The sequence below is a fragment of the Rhizobium sp. CB3090 genome (assembly GCF_029714285.1).
Classification (GTDB): Bacteria; Pseudomonadota; Alphaproteobacteria; order Rhizobiales; family Rhizobiaceae; genus Rhizobium.
Window position 1 is genome coordinate 2,122,154 of sequence record NZ_CP121662.1, and the last position, 15,550, is coordinate 2,137,703.

The 15,550-nt window shown below is 59.8% G+C and carries 17 protein-coding genes; 11 read left to right on the plus strand and 6 right to left on the minus strand.

What is annotated here, in order from left to right; genetic code table 11:
* Positions 1-163: 163 nt before the first annotated feature.
* A complete protein-coding gene (locus QA646_RS10310; RefSeq protein ID WP_283055367.1) occupies positions 164-781 on the plus strand; it encodes a DUF1236 domain-containing protein in 618 nt (205 codons plus the stop codon).
* A 153-nt stretch (positions 782-934) separates the two neighbouring features.
* On the opposite strand, the gene QA646_RS10315 is transcribed toward QA646_RS10310, so the two are convergent.
* Positions 935-1,825 (minus strand): branched-chain amino acid aminotransferase, encoded by an 891-nt coding sequence (locus QA646_RS10315; RefSeq protein WP_283055368.1) that lies wholly within the window; start codon positions 1,823-1,825, stop codon positions 935-937.
* Positions 1,826-2,080: 255 nt separating this feature from the next.
* Between QA646_RS10315 and QA646_RS10320 the strand changes: the two genes are divergently transcribed.
* The 4 genes from QA646_RS10320 (at position 2,081) to QA646_RS10335 (ending at position 5,347) form a co-directional block, all read left to right on the plus strand.
* Complete coding sequence (locus QA646_RS10320; RefSeq protein WP_107108641.1) at positions 2,081-2,557, plus strand: MarR family transcriptional regulator; 477 nt, start codon at positions 2,081-2,083, stop codon at positions 2,555-2,557.
* An 88-nt stretch (positions 2,558-2,645) separates the two neighbouring features.
* Positions 2,646-3,347 (plus strand): response regulator, encoded by a 702-nt coding sequence (locus QA646_RS10325; protein ID WP_283055369.1) that lies wholly within the window; start codon positions 2,646-2,648, stop codon positions 3,345-3,347.
* A 25-nt stretch (positions 3,348-3,372) separates the two neighbouring features.
* Positions 3,373-4,752: an ATP-binding protein gene (locus tag QA646_RS10330; protein ID WP_283055370.1), complete on the plus strand. Its 1,380-nt coding sequence runs from the start codon at positions 3,373-3,375 to the stop codon at positions 4,750-4,752.
* Between the two features lie 13 nt (positions 4,753-4,765).
* Positions 4,766-5,347: a DUF1349 domain-containing protein gene (locus tag QA646_RS10335; protein WP_283055371.1), complete on the plus strand. Its 582-nt coding sequence runs from the start codon at positions 4,766-4,768 to the stop codon at positions 5,345-5,347.
* A 191-nt stretch (positions 5,348-5,538) separates the two neighbouring features.
* On the opposite strand, the gene QA646_RS10340 is transcribed toward QA646_RS10335, so the two are convergent.
* The 4 genes from QA646_RS10340 to QA646_RS10355 all read right to left on the minus strand — a co-directional run bounded on the left by QA646_RS10340 (position 5,539) and on the right by QA646_RS10355 (position 7,899).
* A complete protein-coding gene (locus QA646_RS10340; protein WP_283055372.1) occupies positions 5,539-5,880 on the minus strand; it encodes a tRNA-binding protein in 342 nt (113 codons plus the stop codon).
* Between the two features lie 26 nt (positions 5,881-5,906).
* A complete protein-coding gene (gene proC, locus QA646_RS10345) occupies positions 5,907-6,746 on the minus strand; it encodes a pyrroline-5-carboxylate reductase (RefSeq protein WP_283055373.1) in 840 nt (279 codons plus the stop codon).
* Position 6,747: 1 nt separating this feature from the next.
* Positions 6,748-7,248 (minus strand): YbjN domain-containing protein, encoded by a 501-nt coding sequence (locus tag QA646_RS10350; protein WP_028751652.1) that lies wholly within the window; start codon positions 7,246-7,248, stop codon positions 6,748-6,750.
* Between the two features lie 390 nt (positions 7,249-7,638).
* A complete protein-coding gene (locus tag QA646_RS10355; protein ID WP_283055374.1) occupies positions 7,639-7,899 on the minus strand; it encodes an accessory factor UbiK family protein in 261 nt (86 codons plus the stop codon).
* 264 nt (positions 7,900-8,163) lie between these two features.
* On the opposite strand from QA646_RS10355, the gene lgt reads away from it, so the two are divergent.
* The 6 genes from lgt to QA646_RS10385 all read left to right on the plus strand — a co-directional run bounded on the left by lgt (position 8,164) and on the right by QA646_RS10385 (position 14,289).
* Positions 8,164-9,051 (plus strand): prolipoprotein diacylglyceryl transferase, encoded by an 888-nt coding sequence (lgt, locus tag QA646_RS10360; protein ID WP_283055375.1) that lies wholly within the window; start codon positions 8,164-8,166, stop codon positions 9,049-9,051.
* A 78-nt stretch (positions 9,052-9,129) separates the two neighbouring features.
* Entirely contained in the window at positions 9,130-10,227 is a 1,098-nt protein-coding gene (locus QA646_RS10365; protein ID WP_283055376.1) for a class I SAM-dependent methyltransferase, read from the plus strand.
* A 127-nt stretch (positions 10,228-10,354) separates the two neighbouring features.
* Positions 10,355-11,137 carry a peptidoglycan editing factor PgeF gene (gene pgeF / locus QA646_RS10370; protein WP_283055377.1) on the plus strand — a complete coding sequence of 261 codons (783 nt, stop codon included), beginning with the start codon at positions 10,355-10,357 and terminating at the stop codon, positions 11,135-11,137.
* 1 nt (position 11,138) lies between these two features.
* Positions 11,139-12,290, plus strand: coding sequence for a Xaa-Pro peptidase family protein (locus tag QA646_RS10375; protein WP_283055378.1), 1,152 nt, complete (start codon positions 11,139-11,141; stop codon positions 12,288-12,290).
* A 55-nt stretch (positions 12,291-12,345) separates the two neighbouring features.
* Positions 12,346-13,251, plus strand: coding sequence for a hypothetical protein (locus tag QA646_RS10380; RefSeq protein WP_283055379.1), 906 nt, complete (start codon positions 12,346-12,348; stop codon positions 13,249-13,251).
* 105 nt (positions 13,252-13,356) lie between these two features.
* Entirely contained in the window at positions 13,357-14,289 is a 933-nt protein-coding gene (locus QA646_RS10385) for a ribose-phosphate pyrophosphokinase (protein ID WP_283055380.1), read from the plus strand.
* Between the two features lie 17 nt (positions 14,290-14,306).
* Here QA646_RS10385 and QA646_RS10390 read toward each other — a convergent pair whose 3' ends face one another.
* A complete protein-coding gene (locus QA646_RS10390; protein WP_283055381.1) occupies positions 14,307-15,542 on the minus strand; it encodes an MFS transporter in 1,236 nt (411 codons plus the stop codon).
* Between the last annotated feature and the right edge of the window lie 8 nt (positions 15,543-15,550).

The window sequence follows — 15,550 nt, forward strand, 5'->3', positions numbered from 1 at the left end:
AGCGCCTCGTCTGTTGAATGCATATCTCGCCGATATAATCGCAAACATCGGGCAAAACAGCCCCTCCTCCCGGAAAACGTCAAGACTGCCGGACGGCACGGCGGAACACTCCGTCTTTGCGGGCGTTTGCACAAGTAGGCTGCCAAAGCAGAGGAGAAAGCCAATGTTCGCAAAGAGAAACTTGCTGCTGATGGGCCTTGTGCTCCTGGGCAGTGCAGGGTTCGCGCAAGCGCAGATGTCCGCGACAACCGCGACCGATCTCGACGTCCGCACGGGCCCTGGTCCGCAGTACCCGAGTGTAGGCATGGCAACCCGCGGCTCTGAAGCGACCCTCGACGGCTGCATACAAGGCAGTAGCTGGTGCCGCATCGATGTCAATGGCATGCGCGGCTGGGTAGACGCCGAGGCTTTGAGCGTCGAACAGAACGGCACTCCGGTCGTCGTGGAAGAGCACTACAGTCAGCTCGGCGTGCCAACGATCACCTATAGCGAAACCGATCAGACGACGACGGGCAGCGTTTCCCCATCACCGGACGACGAACTGATCGGTCCGGTCAGTGAGGTCGACGCCGTCACCCCGCCGGCCGAAGTCCGCACCTACATCACCCAGAACCGGGTCAATACCGTGCGACTGCGCGGCAATGTCGTGGTCGGCGCCACCCTGCCGCAAAGCGTCGTCATTCACCGTATTCCGGATTATCAATACAGCTACGTGGAAGTTAACCGTCAGCCGGTGCTAGTCGATCCGAATACCCGCCGCATCGTCTACGTGTATCAATGATTCGTCACGTCCAAGCGGCAGTTCGTCGACTTTTCGGCGGCCAAAAGGCCGCGAGAGGTTGGCGCAGTTTTCAGCCGGAAAAGACGAAGCACGAACATAATTAAAGCCGGGCGCCAAAAAGCACCCGGCTTTTTTAGAGCATGCTGCGAAGCCTTATGCGGCAGCAGCCGCGGTCGGATAAACTTCCTTCATGTAGTCGTTCATCAGCGTTTCGCTGATCGATGCCGGCGTGAAACGGTAAGGTCCGATTTCCGAAACCGGCGTCACTTCCGCCGCCGATCCCGTCAGGAAGCATTCGTTGAAATCGGACAATTCTTCCGGCAGGATCGCCCGCTCGACAACCTGCAATCCGCGACGTTTGGCGAGTTCGATCACCGTCTGGCGCGTGATGCCGTTCAGGAAGCAATCCGGTGTCGGTGTATGGATGACATCGTCCTTGACGAAAAAGATATTGGCGCCCGTCGCTTCCGCGACCTGATCGCGGTAGTCGAGCATCATCGCATCGGCATAGCCCTTGGCTTCAGCCGCATGCTTTGAAATGGTGCAGATCATGTAGAGACCGGCGGCCTTCGCGGCACAAGGCGCGGTCTTCGGATCGGGACGACGATATTCCGCAATGTCGAGGCGGATGCCCTTCAGCTTTTCGGCCGGATTGAAATAGCTGCCCCATTGCCAGATCGCGATCGCTACATTGATGCGGTTGTTCTGGGCGGACACGCCCATCATCTCGCTGCCGCGCCAGGCGATCGGGCGCACATAGGCTTCGGAAAAGCCCTGACGCTTCAACATTTCGATCGTCGCCGCATCCAGCTCGGCAACGCTATAGGGAATTTTGAAACCGAGAATGTCGGCGGACTTATGAAGACGCTGATTATGCTCCGTCAGCTTGAAGACCCGGCCGCCATAGGCGCGCGCGCCCTCGAAGACTGCGCTCGCATAATGCAAACCATGGGTCAGCACATGAATCTTAGCGTCCTTCCAAGGAACGAATGCCCCGTTGAACCAGATCTCCCCATCCAGTTGATCAAAAGGAACCGATGCCATCTTGCTTCTCCTCCGGCGCCCGGACGCCATGACTGTTGATTGTTGTCCCCATTCCGCATTATCCACGATGGAAGTGGGGAAAATATGAGACGTGTTGGAGTTTTGCGCAGCCGGGCTTAGTTTCCAAATATGGCCATATCCGTCCGGGCGGCGCAAGATCGGCGAAAACTAGCAGCGGCGTAAAAATACGTCACCGAAGCTGACATATTTTGCGTAAGTTCCCGATTGCCCCAAAATAGGAAAGGAAATGCCAAGGTGCCACGACAGACGAGCCAAAAAGCAGCAAAACCGGAGCTGCTGGCGACGCCGATGGAGAATGCGGGGATCATCGATTTCGAGATCATCGAGCTGCTTTTCTTTGCCTATCGGGACTTCGTGTCCGATCCCGACCAGATTCTGGACAAGAGCGGGTTCGGTCGCGCCCATCACCGCGTCGTTCATTTCGTTAACCGCGAACCCGGCATGACGGTTGCGGACCTGTTGGAAACATTGAAGATCACGAAACAGAGTTTGGCGCGGGTTCTCAAACAATTGATCGATTCAGGGTATATTCATCAGGTGACCGGGCCCGAGGATCGTCGGCAGCGTAAGCTCTACCCCACACAAGCGGGTCGCGATTTGGCATTGGCACTGGCCGAGCCGCAATCGCGCCGTATTGAACGGGCATTCGAAGGCGCGTCCGATGCGACACGCGAAAGTGTCAAACGGTTCCTGAGGGGAATGCAGGACTGAGCTATGGTCTCGAACCGAAGAGCCGCAAAGCAGGTTTTTGGATAAGACCATCTCAATCGAACGGATAAACAAGATCGAGACGGATTGAATGACGACAAAGACAGCAATTTCGGACGATGCAGCGCACCTTCTGGTCGTGGATGACGACACGCGTATCCGCGCCCTTCTCAACCGCTATCTCATGGAAAAGGGATTCCGGGTGACGGCCGCCGCCGATGGCGCCGAGGCCCGCCGCAAGCTCGAAGGGCTGGATTTCGACCTGATCATCATGGACGTGATGATGCCCGGCGAATCCGGAATCTCGCTGACGGCAAGCCTCCGCGCCATCAAGAACATTCCGATCATCATGCTGACCGCCCTTGCCGAGTCCGAAGCCCGTATCGCCGGATTGGAAGCCGGCGCCGACGACTATCTGCCGAAGCCTTTCGACCCGCGCGAACTCGTACTGCGCATCAACAATATCCTGCGCCGCAACGCACCGGCCGATGCGCCGAAGATCGAACAGGTGATGTTCGGCCCCTATACCTTCTCGCTGACCCGCAAGGAGCTGAAGAAGGCCTCCGAGCTCATCCGACTGACCGACCGGGAGCAGGAAATCATGCTGCTCTTCGCCAAGCGCGCCGGTGACACGATTCCCCGCCACGAGCTGATCGGCACCGACGCCGAAGTCGGCGAGCGCACCATAGACGTGCAGATCAACCGCCTGCGCCGCAAGATCGAGGACGATCCGGCCAACCCTGTCTGGCTGCAGACGGTGCGCGGCATCGGCTATCGGCTGAGCATAGATTGATATCAATTCCCTGGGATCAGCGGCGATGGTGACATTCGACTCGATCAGGCGCGATCAGGAGCACACGCCCTCCAATGGCATGCGCTGGTTTTCGCGCTGGTGGCGGCGGCGACTGCCGACCGGGCTTTATGCACGCACGCTGCTAATCTTCATCCTGCCCATGATCATCCTGCAGGCGGTCGTAACCATCGTCTTCATGGAGCGTCACTGGCAGATGGTGACGCAACGCCTGTCGATGGCCACCACCCGCGACATCGCCGCCATCATCGACATCATCCAAACTTATCCGCAGGATCCCGACTATTCCACCATCACGCAGATGGCCCGGCAAAAGCTCGACCTCAGCATTTCGATCGAGCCGGGCGGCGAGCTGCCGCCGCCGCGCGAGAAGCCGTTCTTCTCGATTCTCGATGGCATCCTGAGCGACGAAATCCGCGACCAGATCAATCTCCCCTTCTGGGTCGATACGGTCGGCAATTCCAGCCTTGTCGAAATCCGCATCAAACTGCCGGACAAAGTACTGCGCGTCTTTGCAAAGCGCAGCCAGACCTACGCCTCCAACACGCATATCTTCATTCTTTGGATGGTCGGCACATCACTGGCACTGATCGGTATTGCCGTGCTGTTCCTGCGCGGCCAGATTCGGCCGATCCTGGCGCTGGCACAGGCTGCGGAGAGTTTCGGCAAGGGCCAGCGGCGGGACGATTATTCGCCCCGGGGCGCCGACGAAATCCGCCGTGCCGGCCTCGCCTTCATCCTGATGCGCGAGCGCATCGAACGGCAGATCGAGCAGCGCACCGCAATGCTCTCCGGCGTCAGCCACGACCTGCGCACCGTGCTCACACGCTTCAAACTGCAGCTCGCCCTCATCGGCGACAATCCCGATCTTGTCGGCCTCAACGAGGATGTCGAGGACATGCAGAGCATGCTGGAGGGCTATATGGCCTTCGCCCGAGGCGAGGCGGAAGAGGATGTCGGCACACTTCGGCTCAGCGATATCCTCGATAAGGTCGAACAGGACTTCTCGCTGCACGGCAAATCCATGAGCTTTTCCATCGACGGCGACAATGAAATCTCCGTCCGACCGAATGCCTTTACGCGACTGGTGACGAACCTCGCCTCCAATGCGCGCCGCTACGCGCACACGCTGCGTATCGAAGCCAAGCACAGTCCCAAATGGCTGACGATCAATTTCGACGATGACGGTCCCGGCATTCCGGTCAATGCGCGCGAGGATGTGTTCAAGCCGTTCTTCCGGCTGGACGAGGCGCGCAATCTCGACAATTCCGGCACGGGCCTCGGCCTTGCCATTGCCCGGGACATCGCCCGCAGCCACGGCGGCAACGTCACGCTTGGCGACAGCCCGCTGGGCGGCCTGCGTGCCACCATCCGCATTCCGGCTTAAGAAAGGAAATTGCATGCCGATCGACATCAACGACATGCACTGGCTCAATCTGCCGCCGGCCTGGGAAATGAACAACGGCCGGCTTACTGTCCGCTCCGGCGAAAAGACCGATTTCTGGCAGGGAACCTATTACGGCTTCCATCGCGACAACGGCCATTTCCTCGGCAGGCATCGCCGCGGCGACTTTACGGCCGAGATCACCTTCATCGGGCATTATCACGAACTCTACGACCAGGCCGGCCTGATGGTCCGCCATGACGCCACGCACTGGATGAAGTGCGGGATCGAATATACCGACGGCGCCAAACATTTCAGCGTCGTTATCACCAACGGCAACTCCGACTGGTCCGCCTTCCGGCTCGATCATGAGTTCGATGCCCTGTCGGTGCGGGTGACCCGCAACGGCGACGCGCTTTTCATCCAATACCGCACCGACAAGATGACCGAGTGGCGCATGGCTAGGCTCGCCTGGTTCGATCCGGCCCTCGAAGAAGTCTCCATCGGCCCCGTCTTCTGCTCACCCCAGCGCGACGGTTTCGAGGCGGAATTTCTGGATTTCAGCGTAACCGACCCCGTGTCGCGGGATATTCATTAATACCCTTCGCCCCAGCGGGGAGAAGGTGGGCTGGAGCGATTGAGCAAAGCGAAATCGCGACAGCTCGGATGAGGGGGCCGCGGAGCGAAGCGACGCGGGTCTTGAGCACAAGCGAAAGGCGGCTTTCCCCGTAACGCCCCCTCACCCGCGCATACGCGCGACCCTCTCACCGCCGGGGCGAGGGTAACACTTCACATCATCTTCTTGCCGTTCGGCACCGGCTGAGTCACCGCCGCAAGCACGATTGCGCCGGCTTCATCCTCGAAGCCGAGTGTCAGCACTTCGGAGCGGACAGGCCCGATTTGGCGCGGCGGAAAATTGACCACGCCGAGAATCTGGCGGCCGATGAGGGATTCCGGCGTGTAGTGCACGGTGATCTGCGCCGAAGAGCGCTTGATGCCGATCTCCGGTCCGAAATCGATCTTCAATTTGAAAGCTGGCTTGCGCGCTTCCGGAAAAGGCTCCGCCTCGATTATCGTGCCGACGCGGATGTCCACCCGCTCGAAATCGCCATAGGTGATCTCTTCCGCCATACGCACACCCTCATGATGCTAGGAAATTAACCGGCCAGCTCCTGTGCGCGCTTGCGCGCCGCCGCCAGCGCCTCATCAAACAGAGGCTGCATGCCATCCTCCGCCATCAGAACGGCAAGGGCTGCGGCAGTTGTTCCGCCGGGAGACGTCACATTCTGACGCAGGCGCGAAGCGTCATCGGGGGACTGATGCAGCAATTCACCAGCCCCCGCGACAGTTTCCCGTGCGAGGCGCATGGCGAGGTCCGCCTGCAGGCCGAGCTTCCGGCCCGCCTCCGCCATGCACTCGACGAGATAAAACACATAGGCCGGCCCGCTACCGGAAACGGCCGTTACGGCATCGATATCGGCCTCCGCCGGCACCCATTCGACCGGACCGGACACCTTCAGAAGATTTTGCACCAACTGCCGCTGGCGCTCGCCGACCTTGGCGTTGGCAAACGCGCCGGTGACGCCGCGGCCGACCATGGCCGGCGTGTTCGGCATGGCGCGCACCATCGCCGCTTCACCTAGGCTTTGTTCAAGGAAAGCAAGTGTCTTGCCGGCAGCGATCGACACCACCACCGTATTCGGTCCAATCGACGCCTTGAACGGCGGCAATACGGCTTCCATGACCTGCGGTTTGACGGCAATGAAGAGAACGCCGGCGATAACACCTTCGGGAACGCCGGTGACATGCTTCGCGCCGGCATCGGCGATCAACTTCAACATCGTCTCGGACGGCTGCGGATCAACGACGATCACCGAGGAGCCCGGCACGCCGCTTTTCAGCCAGCCTGTCAAAAGAGCGCCGCCCATATTCCCCGCCCCAATCAGAATGATGGGATCGGAGGATGCAAAAGCGCTCGATGATGCCTCTGTTGCCATATCAAGCTTCGCCCACGGTTTCGAAAAGCACGGCTTCCATGGCGCGATTTGCGTCAAGGCCGGACCATACTACAAATTGGAAAGCCTGATAATAAGCTTCACAGGTGTCAAGGGCATTGGACAGCAGCACTTCCACCTGCCTGTTGGTCGGCTCGGCGCCGCCGGAAAGCAGCAGCGACTGCCGGAAGATCACGATATCCTCCTGCCGCCACAGATCGAAATGCCCCATCAGCACCTGACCGTTGATGCAGGACAGCAGCTTGATGACCTCGTTGACACGCGGATCGGGCACTTTGATGTCGAAGGCGCAGGCAATATGCAGTGCCTCGAACTCCTCCATCCACGAGAAAGAGACATGATAATCGGTCCATCGACCTTCGACGGTCATGGCAATTTCATCCTCGCCGGACCGCTCGAACGACCAGTCATTATTGGCGGCCACGAATTCGATCATATCGACCGGATTCGATTGTCGTTCGACTTCCAATTCCATAAGGCTCATGCAGCACCTTTTTGACCGGAACGAATGCAGCTTCCCGTGCTCGAACACTGAAAGAACGCAAACAGTTTTACTCCGGAAACATCCTCGGGATGATGTTGAACGGCTGCCAGACTAACGCATCCACCCTGCCCGGAGCTTACCAAGTCCGTTTCGAATCATCATTTAAAATCAGTGTATAACGGCATGCCCGGCGTGCCAGCCCCTCATCGGAGATTTTGGCGAAGGGCGCTGTGGACAGCTCTTCCGATGTCTATTCAGAAGGGAGTCATAACCGACTCTGACGATTGGCTTTTTTGCCTGTGTCCACAGGTGGAAAAACTATCGAAAATTTTAGAGGAAAAATGCGCGGCAGACGCGTGCCGCGCCGATTTCTCGCAAAATGAATCGCGACTACTTGCTTTCGGAGGAAAGACGCGCTTCCAGCGCTTCGATTCTGGCAAGCAATGCTTCGTTTTCGTCGCGCGCCTTGATCGCCATTTCGCGAACGGCTTCGAACTCCTCGCGCTTGACAATATCAAGGCTGTTCAGCCAGCGCTCGGCCTGCGCATTGAATGCCGTTTCAATCTCGCGGCGCACGCCCTGGGCAGCACCGGCGGCATCGGTCATCAGCTTAGCGAAGTCATCCAAGATACGGTTCGGTCCAGTGCTCATAGCGATCTCCTTGCGGCCGTCGGCCCCGAAAATGGACGGCATCATATGAGGGGCCAGATAGCTCTGAGGTAAGATTTCCCGGGGTTCGATGCAAGTAAATTGAGATAGAGCGGGACAACCGGTCTCGGGGCGCAAGACACACGAATAATCGACTTGACCGTTTCACTAGCGAACGCCATGTTCCGCGCTCATTGGATTTAGCATGATCTTATCCAAAAACCGCACAGGGGTTTTGGGAATCATGCCGTAACGGACGCGAAAATCTTGCTGACATCAGCCAATCTTGCCGCCATCCTGCCGTTCCCGGATATCGATCCGATCGCCTTTTCGCTCGGCCCGCTGTCGGTCCATTGGTACGGCCTTGCTTATGTCGCGGGCATCCTGCTCGGCTGGTTCTATGCGAGGCGGCTCGTCGACAATGGCAAGCTCTGGCCGAACGACACAGCACCGTTGACGCGGGCACACCTGGACGACTTTATCCTGTGGGTCGCCTTCGGCATCGTGCTCGGCGGACGCATCGGCTATATCCTGTTTTACGATCTCGATCCGGTACTCGCCAATCCGATTCGCGCCATCGAGGTCTGGAATGGCGGCATGTCTTTCCACGGTGGATTGATTGGCACGACCATCGCCATGATTCTGTTCGCCAATCGCAACAAGATCCCAGCCTGGAGCCTGTTCGACATCGTCGCCGCCGTTGCCCCGATCGGCCTCTTCTTCGGCCGTATCGCCAATTTCATCAATGGCGAACTTTGGGGCCGGACCACCGACGTGCCTTGGGCGATGGTTTTCTGCAGCCCGCATATCCTGGCCTCTCATCAGGGCGTCTGCCCCGCCGGCCTCGATCCGCGCCACCCCAGCCAGCTCTATGAAGCCGGGATCGAGGGCATCGTGCTCTTCACCGTCCTCTTCATCCTTACGCGCTGGCTGTTGGCGCTGAAGAAGCCCGGCACCGTCAGCGGCGTCTTTGTCATCGGTTATGCCTGCTCGCGCATTTTCGTCGAATTCTTCCGTCAGCCTGACGAGCAGCTCGGCTATCTGCTTGGCACGAACTGGCTGACCATGGGCATGGTGCTGTCCCTGCCGATGGTTGCGATCGGCCTATGGGCCGTGATCCGCGCCCGCCACGTTGCAGCCAGACAGACGGCTTGAACTCTAGGTTTAATGTCGCATGATCCGCCCGAAAGCCGATTCATATTTCTCGGGACCATGCTTTAGCGAGACCAAACGATGACGACCGCGCTCGGGGACAAAATCAAGGCTATCATCCGCGCCAACGGGCCGATCAGCATCACCGACTTTTTCTCGCTCTGCCTCGCCGACCCGCAGCACGGCTACTACAAGACGCGCGAACCCTTCGGCCGTGTCGGCGATTTCGTCACGGCGCCCGAGATCAGCCAGCTTTTCGGCGAGATGATCGGCGTCTTCATGGTGCATGCCTGGCAGCGCCACGGCACGCCAACCAATATCCGCCTCGTCGAAATCGGCCCCGGCCGCGGCACGATGATGGCGGACATGCTGCGTGTCATCACCAAGCTCGCGCCGCCGCTCTATGACGCGATGACGGTGCATCTGGTCGAAACCAGCGAGCGGCTGCAGGGTTTTCAGCGCCAGACGCTTGAGGCGCATGGCGATAAGATTTCCTGGCATTCGGACTTCGATGAAGTGCCGGCGGGTTTCACGCTTCTTGCCGCCAACGAACTTTTCGACGCCATTCCCATTCGCCAGTTCGTCCGCACCGCAAACGGTTTTCGCGAGCGCACGGTGGGGCTCGACGTCAATGACGAACTAACCTTCACGGCCGGCATCGCGAGCCTCGACCCCACGCTTCTCCCGAACGGACCGCTTCCACCACTTGGCACGATCTTCGAGATCGCCCCTGCCCGTCAGGCGGTCATGACCACGATCTGCGACCGGATCGCCGCCCATGGCGGCACCGCGCTCGTCATAGATTACGGCCATATGGCAACAGGCTTCGGCGATACGCTGCAGGCCGTGCGCATGCATGAATACGATCCGCCGCTGGAGCATCCCGGCGAAGCGGACCTTACCAGCCACGTCGATTTCCAGCATCTGGCCGAAACCGCTGTCGCATCCGGTCTGCATATCAACGGATGCTGTCATCAAGGCGATTTCCTGATCGGCCTTGGGCTGCTGGAGCGGGCTGCAGCGCTTGGCCGCGACCAAGATGCCGCAATGCAAGAGACCATCCGTATCGCTGCCGAACGGCTCGCCGGCGCCGGCGAAGGCAAGATGGGCGAGCTTTTCAAGGTGCTGGCCGTTTCCAGTCCGACGATCGATCTTTTGCCCTTTCGTCCCGTCCGCTGATTCATCACTATTGACTTCCGCGGATTGACAGAACGCGCATGGCTGGGCCAACATCCCGCTCAAACCGAACCGCTTCGCCACGGAAGCGTTATTTCCAGCACGAAAGAACATATCAAGGGACGCAGCATTGCCGACTCCGATCGAAAGCACGCTGCTGAGCGCCGCCAAGAGCGCCGGCATCCGTCACGGCTATTTCACCCGTGACGGCGGCGTTTCAGAGGGCCTTTACCGCGGATTGAATGTCGGCATCGGCTCCAACGACAATCGGGAGCATGTCCAGGAAAATCGTCGTCGCGTCGCCGCCTGGTTCGGCCTGCCATTGGAACGACTCGCAACCGTGCACCAGATCCATTCGCCCGACGTGATAGCCGTCGACGCGAACTATGATGGCACTCGCCCGCAAGCCGACGCCATGGTGACGGCAACGCCGGGGATAGTACTCGGCGTGCTTGCCGCCGATTGCGGGCCAATCCTCTTCGCCGATCCAGAAAACCGGGTGATCGGTGCCGCCCATGCCGGCTGGAAGGGCGCACTGACCGGCGTCCTGGAAAACACCATCGAAGCCATGGTTGCGCTTGGCGCCAAGCCAGAGACGATCACCGCCTGCCTCGGCCCCTCGATCAGCCAGGCGAGCTACGAAGTCGGCCCGGAATTCGTGGATCGTTTCGTCACCTACGACCCAAGCTATGCCAAATACTTCATTCCGTCCGAGCGGACCGGTCATGCGATGTTCGACCTGCCGGGTCTGACGATCGACCGCCTGCGCAAGGCCGGCGTGACCGCTGAAAACCTCAATCTCTGTACCTATCCCGATCCCGACCGCTTCTTCTCCTATCGCCGCACCACGCATGCGAAGGAGCCGGATTACGGCCGGCAGATTTCCGCCATTGCCATCGAGGAGACGTTCTAAAATGGCCCTGCATTTCGAGCGCAGCGAATTCGACGCCCGCCTAGCCCGCCTCCTTGCAAAAATGCAGGAGGAAAAACTTGATGCCATGCTGCTCTTCGCGCAGGAGAGCATGTTCTGGCTGACCGGTTACGACACTTTCGGCTACTGCTTTTTCCAAACGCTGGTAGTGAAGGCTGACGGTACGATGGTGCTGCTCACCCGCTCGGCCGATCTTCGCCAGGCGCAGCTCACATCGGTCATTTCCGACATCCGTATCTGGGTCGATCGCGTCAACGCCGATCCGACGCTCGATCTCAAGGAATTGCTGGTGGAACTCGATCTCCTCGGCGGCCGCATCGGCGTCGAGTACGACACCCACGGCATGACCGGCCGCGTTGCGCGCCTGCTCGACAACCAGATATCCACCTTCGGGCAGATCATCGACGCCTCCTACCTTGTCAGCCGTCTGCGTCTCGTCAAAAGCTCGACGGAAATCGCCTATGTCGAGCGCGCCGCAGCACTCGCCGACGATGCGCTGGATGCAGCGCTTGCCTTGATCAAGCCCGGCGCCGACGAAGCCGACATTCTTGCCGCCATGCAGAGCGCGATCTTTTCCGGGGGCGGTGATTATCCCGCCAATGAATTCATCATCGGCTCCGGCGCCGAGGCCCTGCTCTGCCGCTACAAGGCCGGCCGCCGCAAGCTGGATGCCAACGACCAGTTGACCCTTGAATGGGCCGGCACCTATGCGCACTACCACGCCGCCATGATGCGCACGGTCGTCATCGGCGACCCCACGCACCGCCACCGCGAACTCTACAATGCCTGCCTCGAGACCATTCAGGCGATCGAAACCGTGCTGAAGCCCGGCCACACCTTCGGCGACGTCTTCGATATGCATGCCAAGATCATGGACGAGCGCGGCCTTGCCCGCCACAGGCTGAACGCCTGCGGCTACTCGCTCGGCGCCCGCTTCTCGCCTTCCTGGATGGAGCACCAGATGTTCCATGTCGGCAACCCGCAGGAGATCGAAGAAGGCATGTCGCTCTTCGTGCATATGATCATCATGGATTCCGACACCGGTACTGCGATGACGCTCGGCCAGACCTATCTGACGACGTCGCAGGCTCCAAAAGCTTTATCGCGTCACCAGCTCGAATTTCTTAACCGTTAGCAGCGTAAGATAGCGATCCTGAACGGGGTGACCGTCTAAGGAAGGGATCGCGCAAATGGGACTGGTCAGGACAACGTTTGTTTCCGTTGGCTTCTGCTTCGCGCTCGCCGCCTGCAACACGACGGATGCCCTGACCCCGCCCGAGGCCATCGGCGACGCAGGCTCCACCAGCCCCGTCACCCAACGCGACGTCGAGCGCATGGCCGCCGCGCCGCCGCGCCAGCAGAACTATGAGACCGCGCAAGACAGCTACAGCTATCAGCGGCAGGCCTATCAGCAGCAGGGTTATCAGCCGCAAAACTATGGCGGCGGTGGCTCGCTCGACGATCAGGCGGCCGCGCTGAGAAACGGCGGCCGCAATCCTTATGCCTCCCGCCCGCTCGACGGCTCGCAGACCGCTTCCATCCAGTCACAGGATCCGCAAGCATCGGACGCCGACGAGCAGCGCGAGGCCGACCGCCGCCTCTCCGACGATCCGCAGCCGCAGCCTCGGCGGCAACAAGCGGCTGAAGAGCAGCAGGACGATCAGCAGCAAGCAGAACAGCAGCAACCGGAACAACAGCAAGCCTCCCTTCCCCCTGCTGCAGCGAAGGATAGAAACAGCGTCCGCTTCCTGCCGATCATCGGCGCCCCGGTTCAGGCCGTGACACCGCTGTCGCGTCAGCTTGGCGCAGAGGCTCGTTCCCTCGGCCTGACGATCAAGAGCTCCAGCGATTCCAGCGCCGGTTACATTCTGAAGGGCTATCTCTCCGCCTTCGAAGACGGACCGCAGATTTCCGTGACCTATGTCTGGGATGTTCTCGACAACAGCGGTGCTCGCCTGCACCGAATCCAAGGATCGGAAAGCGCGCCGCTGAAGCGCGGCGATCCATGGGCCGCCGTTCCGCCCTCCGTCATGCAAAAAATCGCCACCGAAACCATGTCGGACTTCAATTCCTGGCGCGACTCTCGCGGTGGATAGCCACAAGCTTTTCAGAAATATGAAAGCTATCGTGCGTCTCCCCCTTGCATTCGAGAGCAAGGCGGTTAAAAGCGCGGCTATCAGGTTGGTAACAGGCGGGCCACAATGAAGGTTTTCGCAGGCAATTCGAACCGGCACCTCGCCGAAGCGATCTGCAATTATCTCAACGTTCCCTTGGGAAAGGCCAGTGTCCGGCGTTTCGCGGACCAGGAAATCTTCGTTGAAATCCAGGAAAACGTGCGCGGCGAGGACGTATTCGTCGTCCAGCCGACCTCGTTTCCGACCAACGATCATCTAATGGAACTGCTGATCATGATCGATGCGATGCGCCGCTCGTCGGCGCGGCGCATAACCGCAGTCATCCCCTATTTCGGCTATGCCCGCCAGGATCGCCGCGCCTCCGGGCGCACGCCGATCTCGGCCAAGCTGGTGGCCAATCTGATCACCGAGGCTGGCGCCGACCGCGTTCTCACGCTCGACCTGCACGCAGGCCAGATCCAGGGCTTCTTCGATATCCCAACCGATAATCTCTATGCGATTCCGGTGCTGACCCGTGACATCAAGGCCAATTACGACATTAGCAATGTTATGGTCGTCTCGCCTGACGTTGGCGGCGTGGTGCGCGCCCGTGCGCTCGCCAAACGCCTCGACTGTCTGTTGGCGATCGTGGACAAGCGCCGTGATCGGCCGGGCGAATCCGAAGTGATGAACATCATCGGCGAAGTGGCCGGAAAGGATTGCATCCTGATCGACGATATCGTCGATTCCGGCGGCACGCTATGCAACGCGGCCGATGCCCTGCTTGCACAAGGCGCGGCAAGCGTCACCGCCTATATCACCCATGGCGTTCTCTCCGGCGGCGCAGTGACCCGTGTTGTGAATTCGAAGCTGAAGGAATTGGTGATTACAGATTCCATTCAGCCGACGACTGCCGTGCAATCGGCACCCAATATCCGCGTCATCACGACGGCAAGCCTCATCGGCGAAGCCATCAATCGCACCAGCCAGGAAGAATCGGTTTCGAGCCTGTTCGACTGAAAACCAGCCATCTCTTCTCATGCGGGTTTCGCATCGACCGGATGGCTTTGTCTCCAGGCAAGCAATCCGATGCCGATAAGCCCGGCGACAAAGACCGCCGCACCGGCGCCCATGATCGATGGGCCGATGCCGAACCAGGCGAATAGGCTGGGCGACATGAGATAAGCCAGGAAAAGGCCGAGGAAAATCGCGCACATCAGCAAGCGATAGACTTGCGCCAGCCGATGCGGCTCGCTGCGCGTCTGCATCAAATGCAGCATGGCTAGGTTCTCGAATGGGCCGTTGATAGCGGCAAGGGATGCGACGACCATCAACCACACGCGATTATGCATCAGCGGCAGCAGAAAGACGCCGGCACCGAAAATCAGCTTTGCCGCGATGATCCAAACGACCGGACGGCGCGGCTTTATATTGCTGAGGATGAGATTGGTCGTCAGATTGCCGACGCCGTAAGCGGTCATCATCAGGCTGTAATCCGTCAACGGGTCGGCGCTGGTCTCGCGCAGGTGCAGGAGCATTCCGAGCAAAATGCCCATCGCCCAGGCGATATTCCCCATCAGGTTCGTGAACAGGCCATAGAGTATGGCGGCATGACCGCGCGCCATCCGCCATCCCCCCAACACGCCGTCGATCACCGCCGCTGTCCCTGAGAATTCGCGGCGCCGCGGTGCGGCAGGCAATTTGGCGACGGCCATCCACACGGCGAGCGCCGAGAGCAGGAAAGTCGCCGCCGTCACCGTGAAGAACTGCGATTTCGGCAGAAAGCCGTTGACCAGCGCGATCATGCTCGGTCCGAGGATACGGGCCATGCGCCTCGTGGCGTCGAACAATCCATTAGTGGCATGACGAATGTCGGGATCGACCGCGATGGTGGGGAGCGTTGCCTGCAGCGACGGATCGAAGGCGGCCGTCAGCAAAGCAATGCACCCGGCGAGCACCATCAACAACGGCAGGCTCATGAAATGCATGAGACCGGCGGCGGACAGCACCAGCAATAGAAGCGCGCGCAGGACATCGGCCGAGATCATCGTCATGCTGTGCCGCCAGCGATCCGTCAGAATGCCACCGAACAGGCTGCCGAAGAGAAGCGCCCCCGACTGCAGGGCGGAAACGTAACCTGCGTCACGCCCAATGAAATCCGCCGCAATCCAGACGACGGCGACCATATAGAACTCGGATCCGGTCGCCGCCAACACCTGACCGGCCCATAGAAGCGAAATCGAGCGTTGGGCCAGCGGCTTCAAGACAAACATGTTGGCAT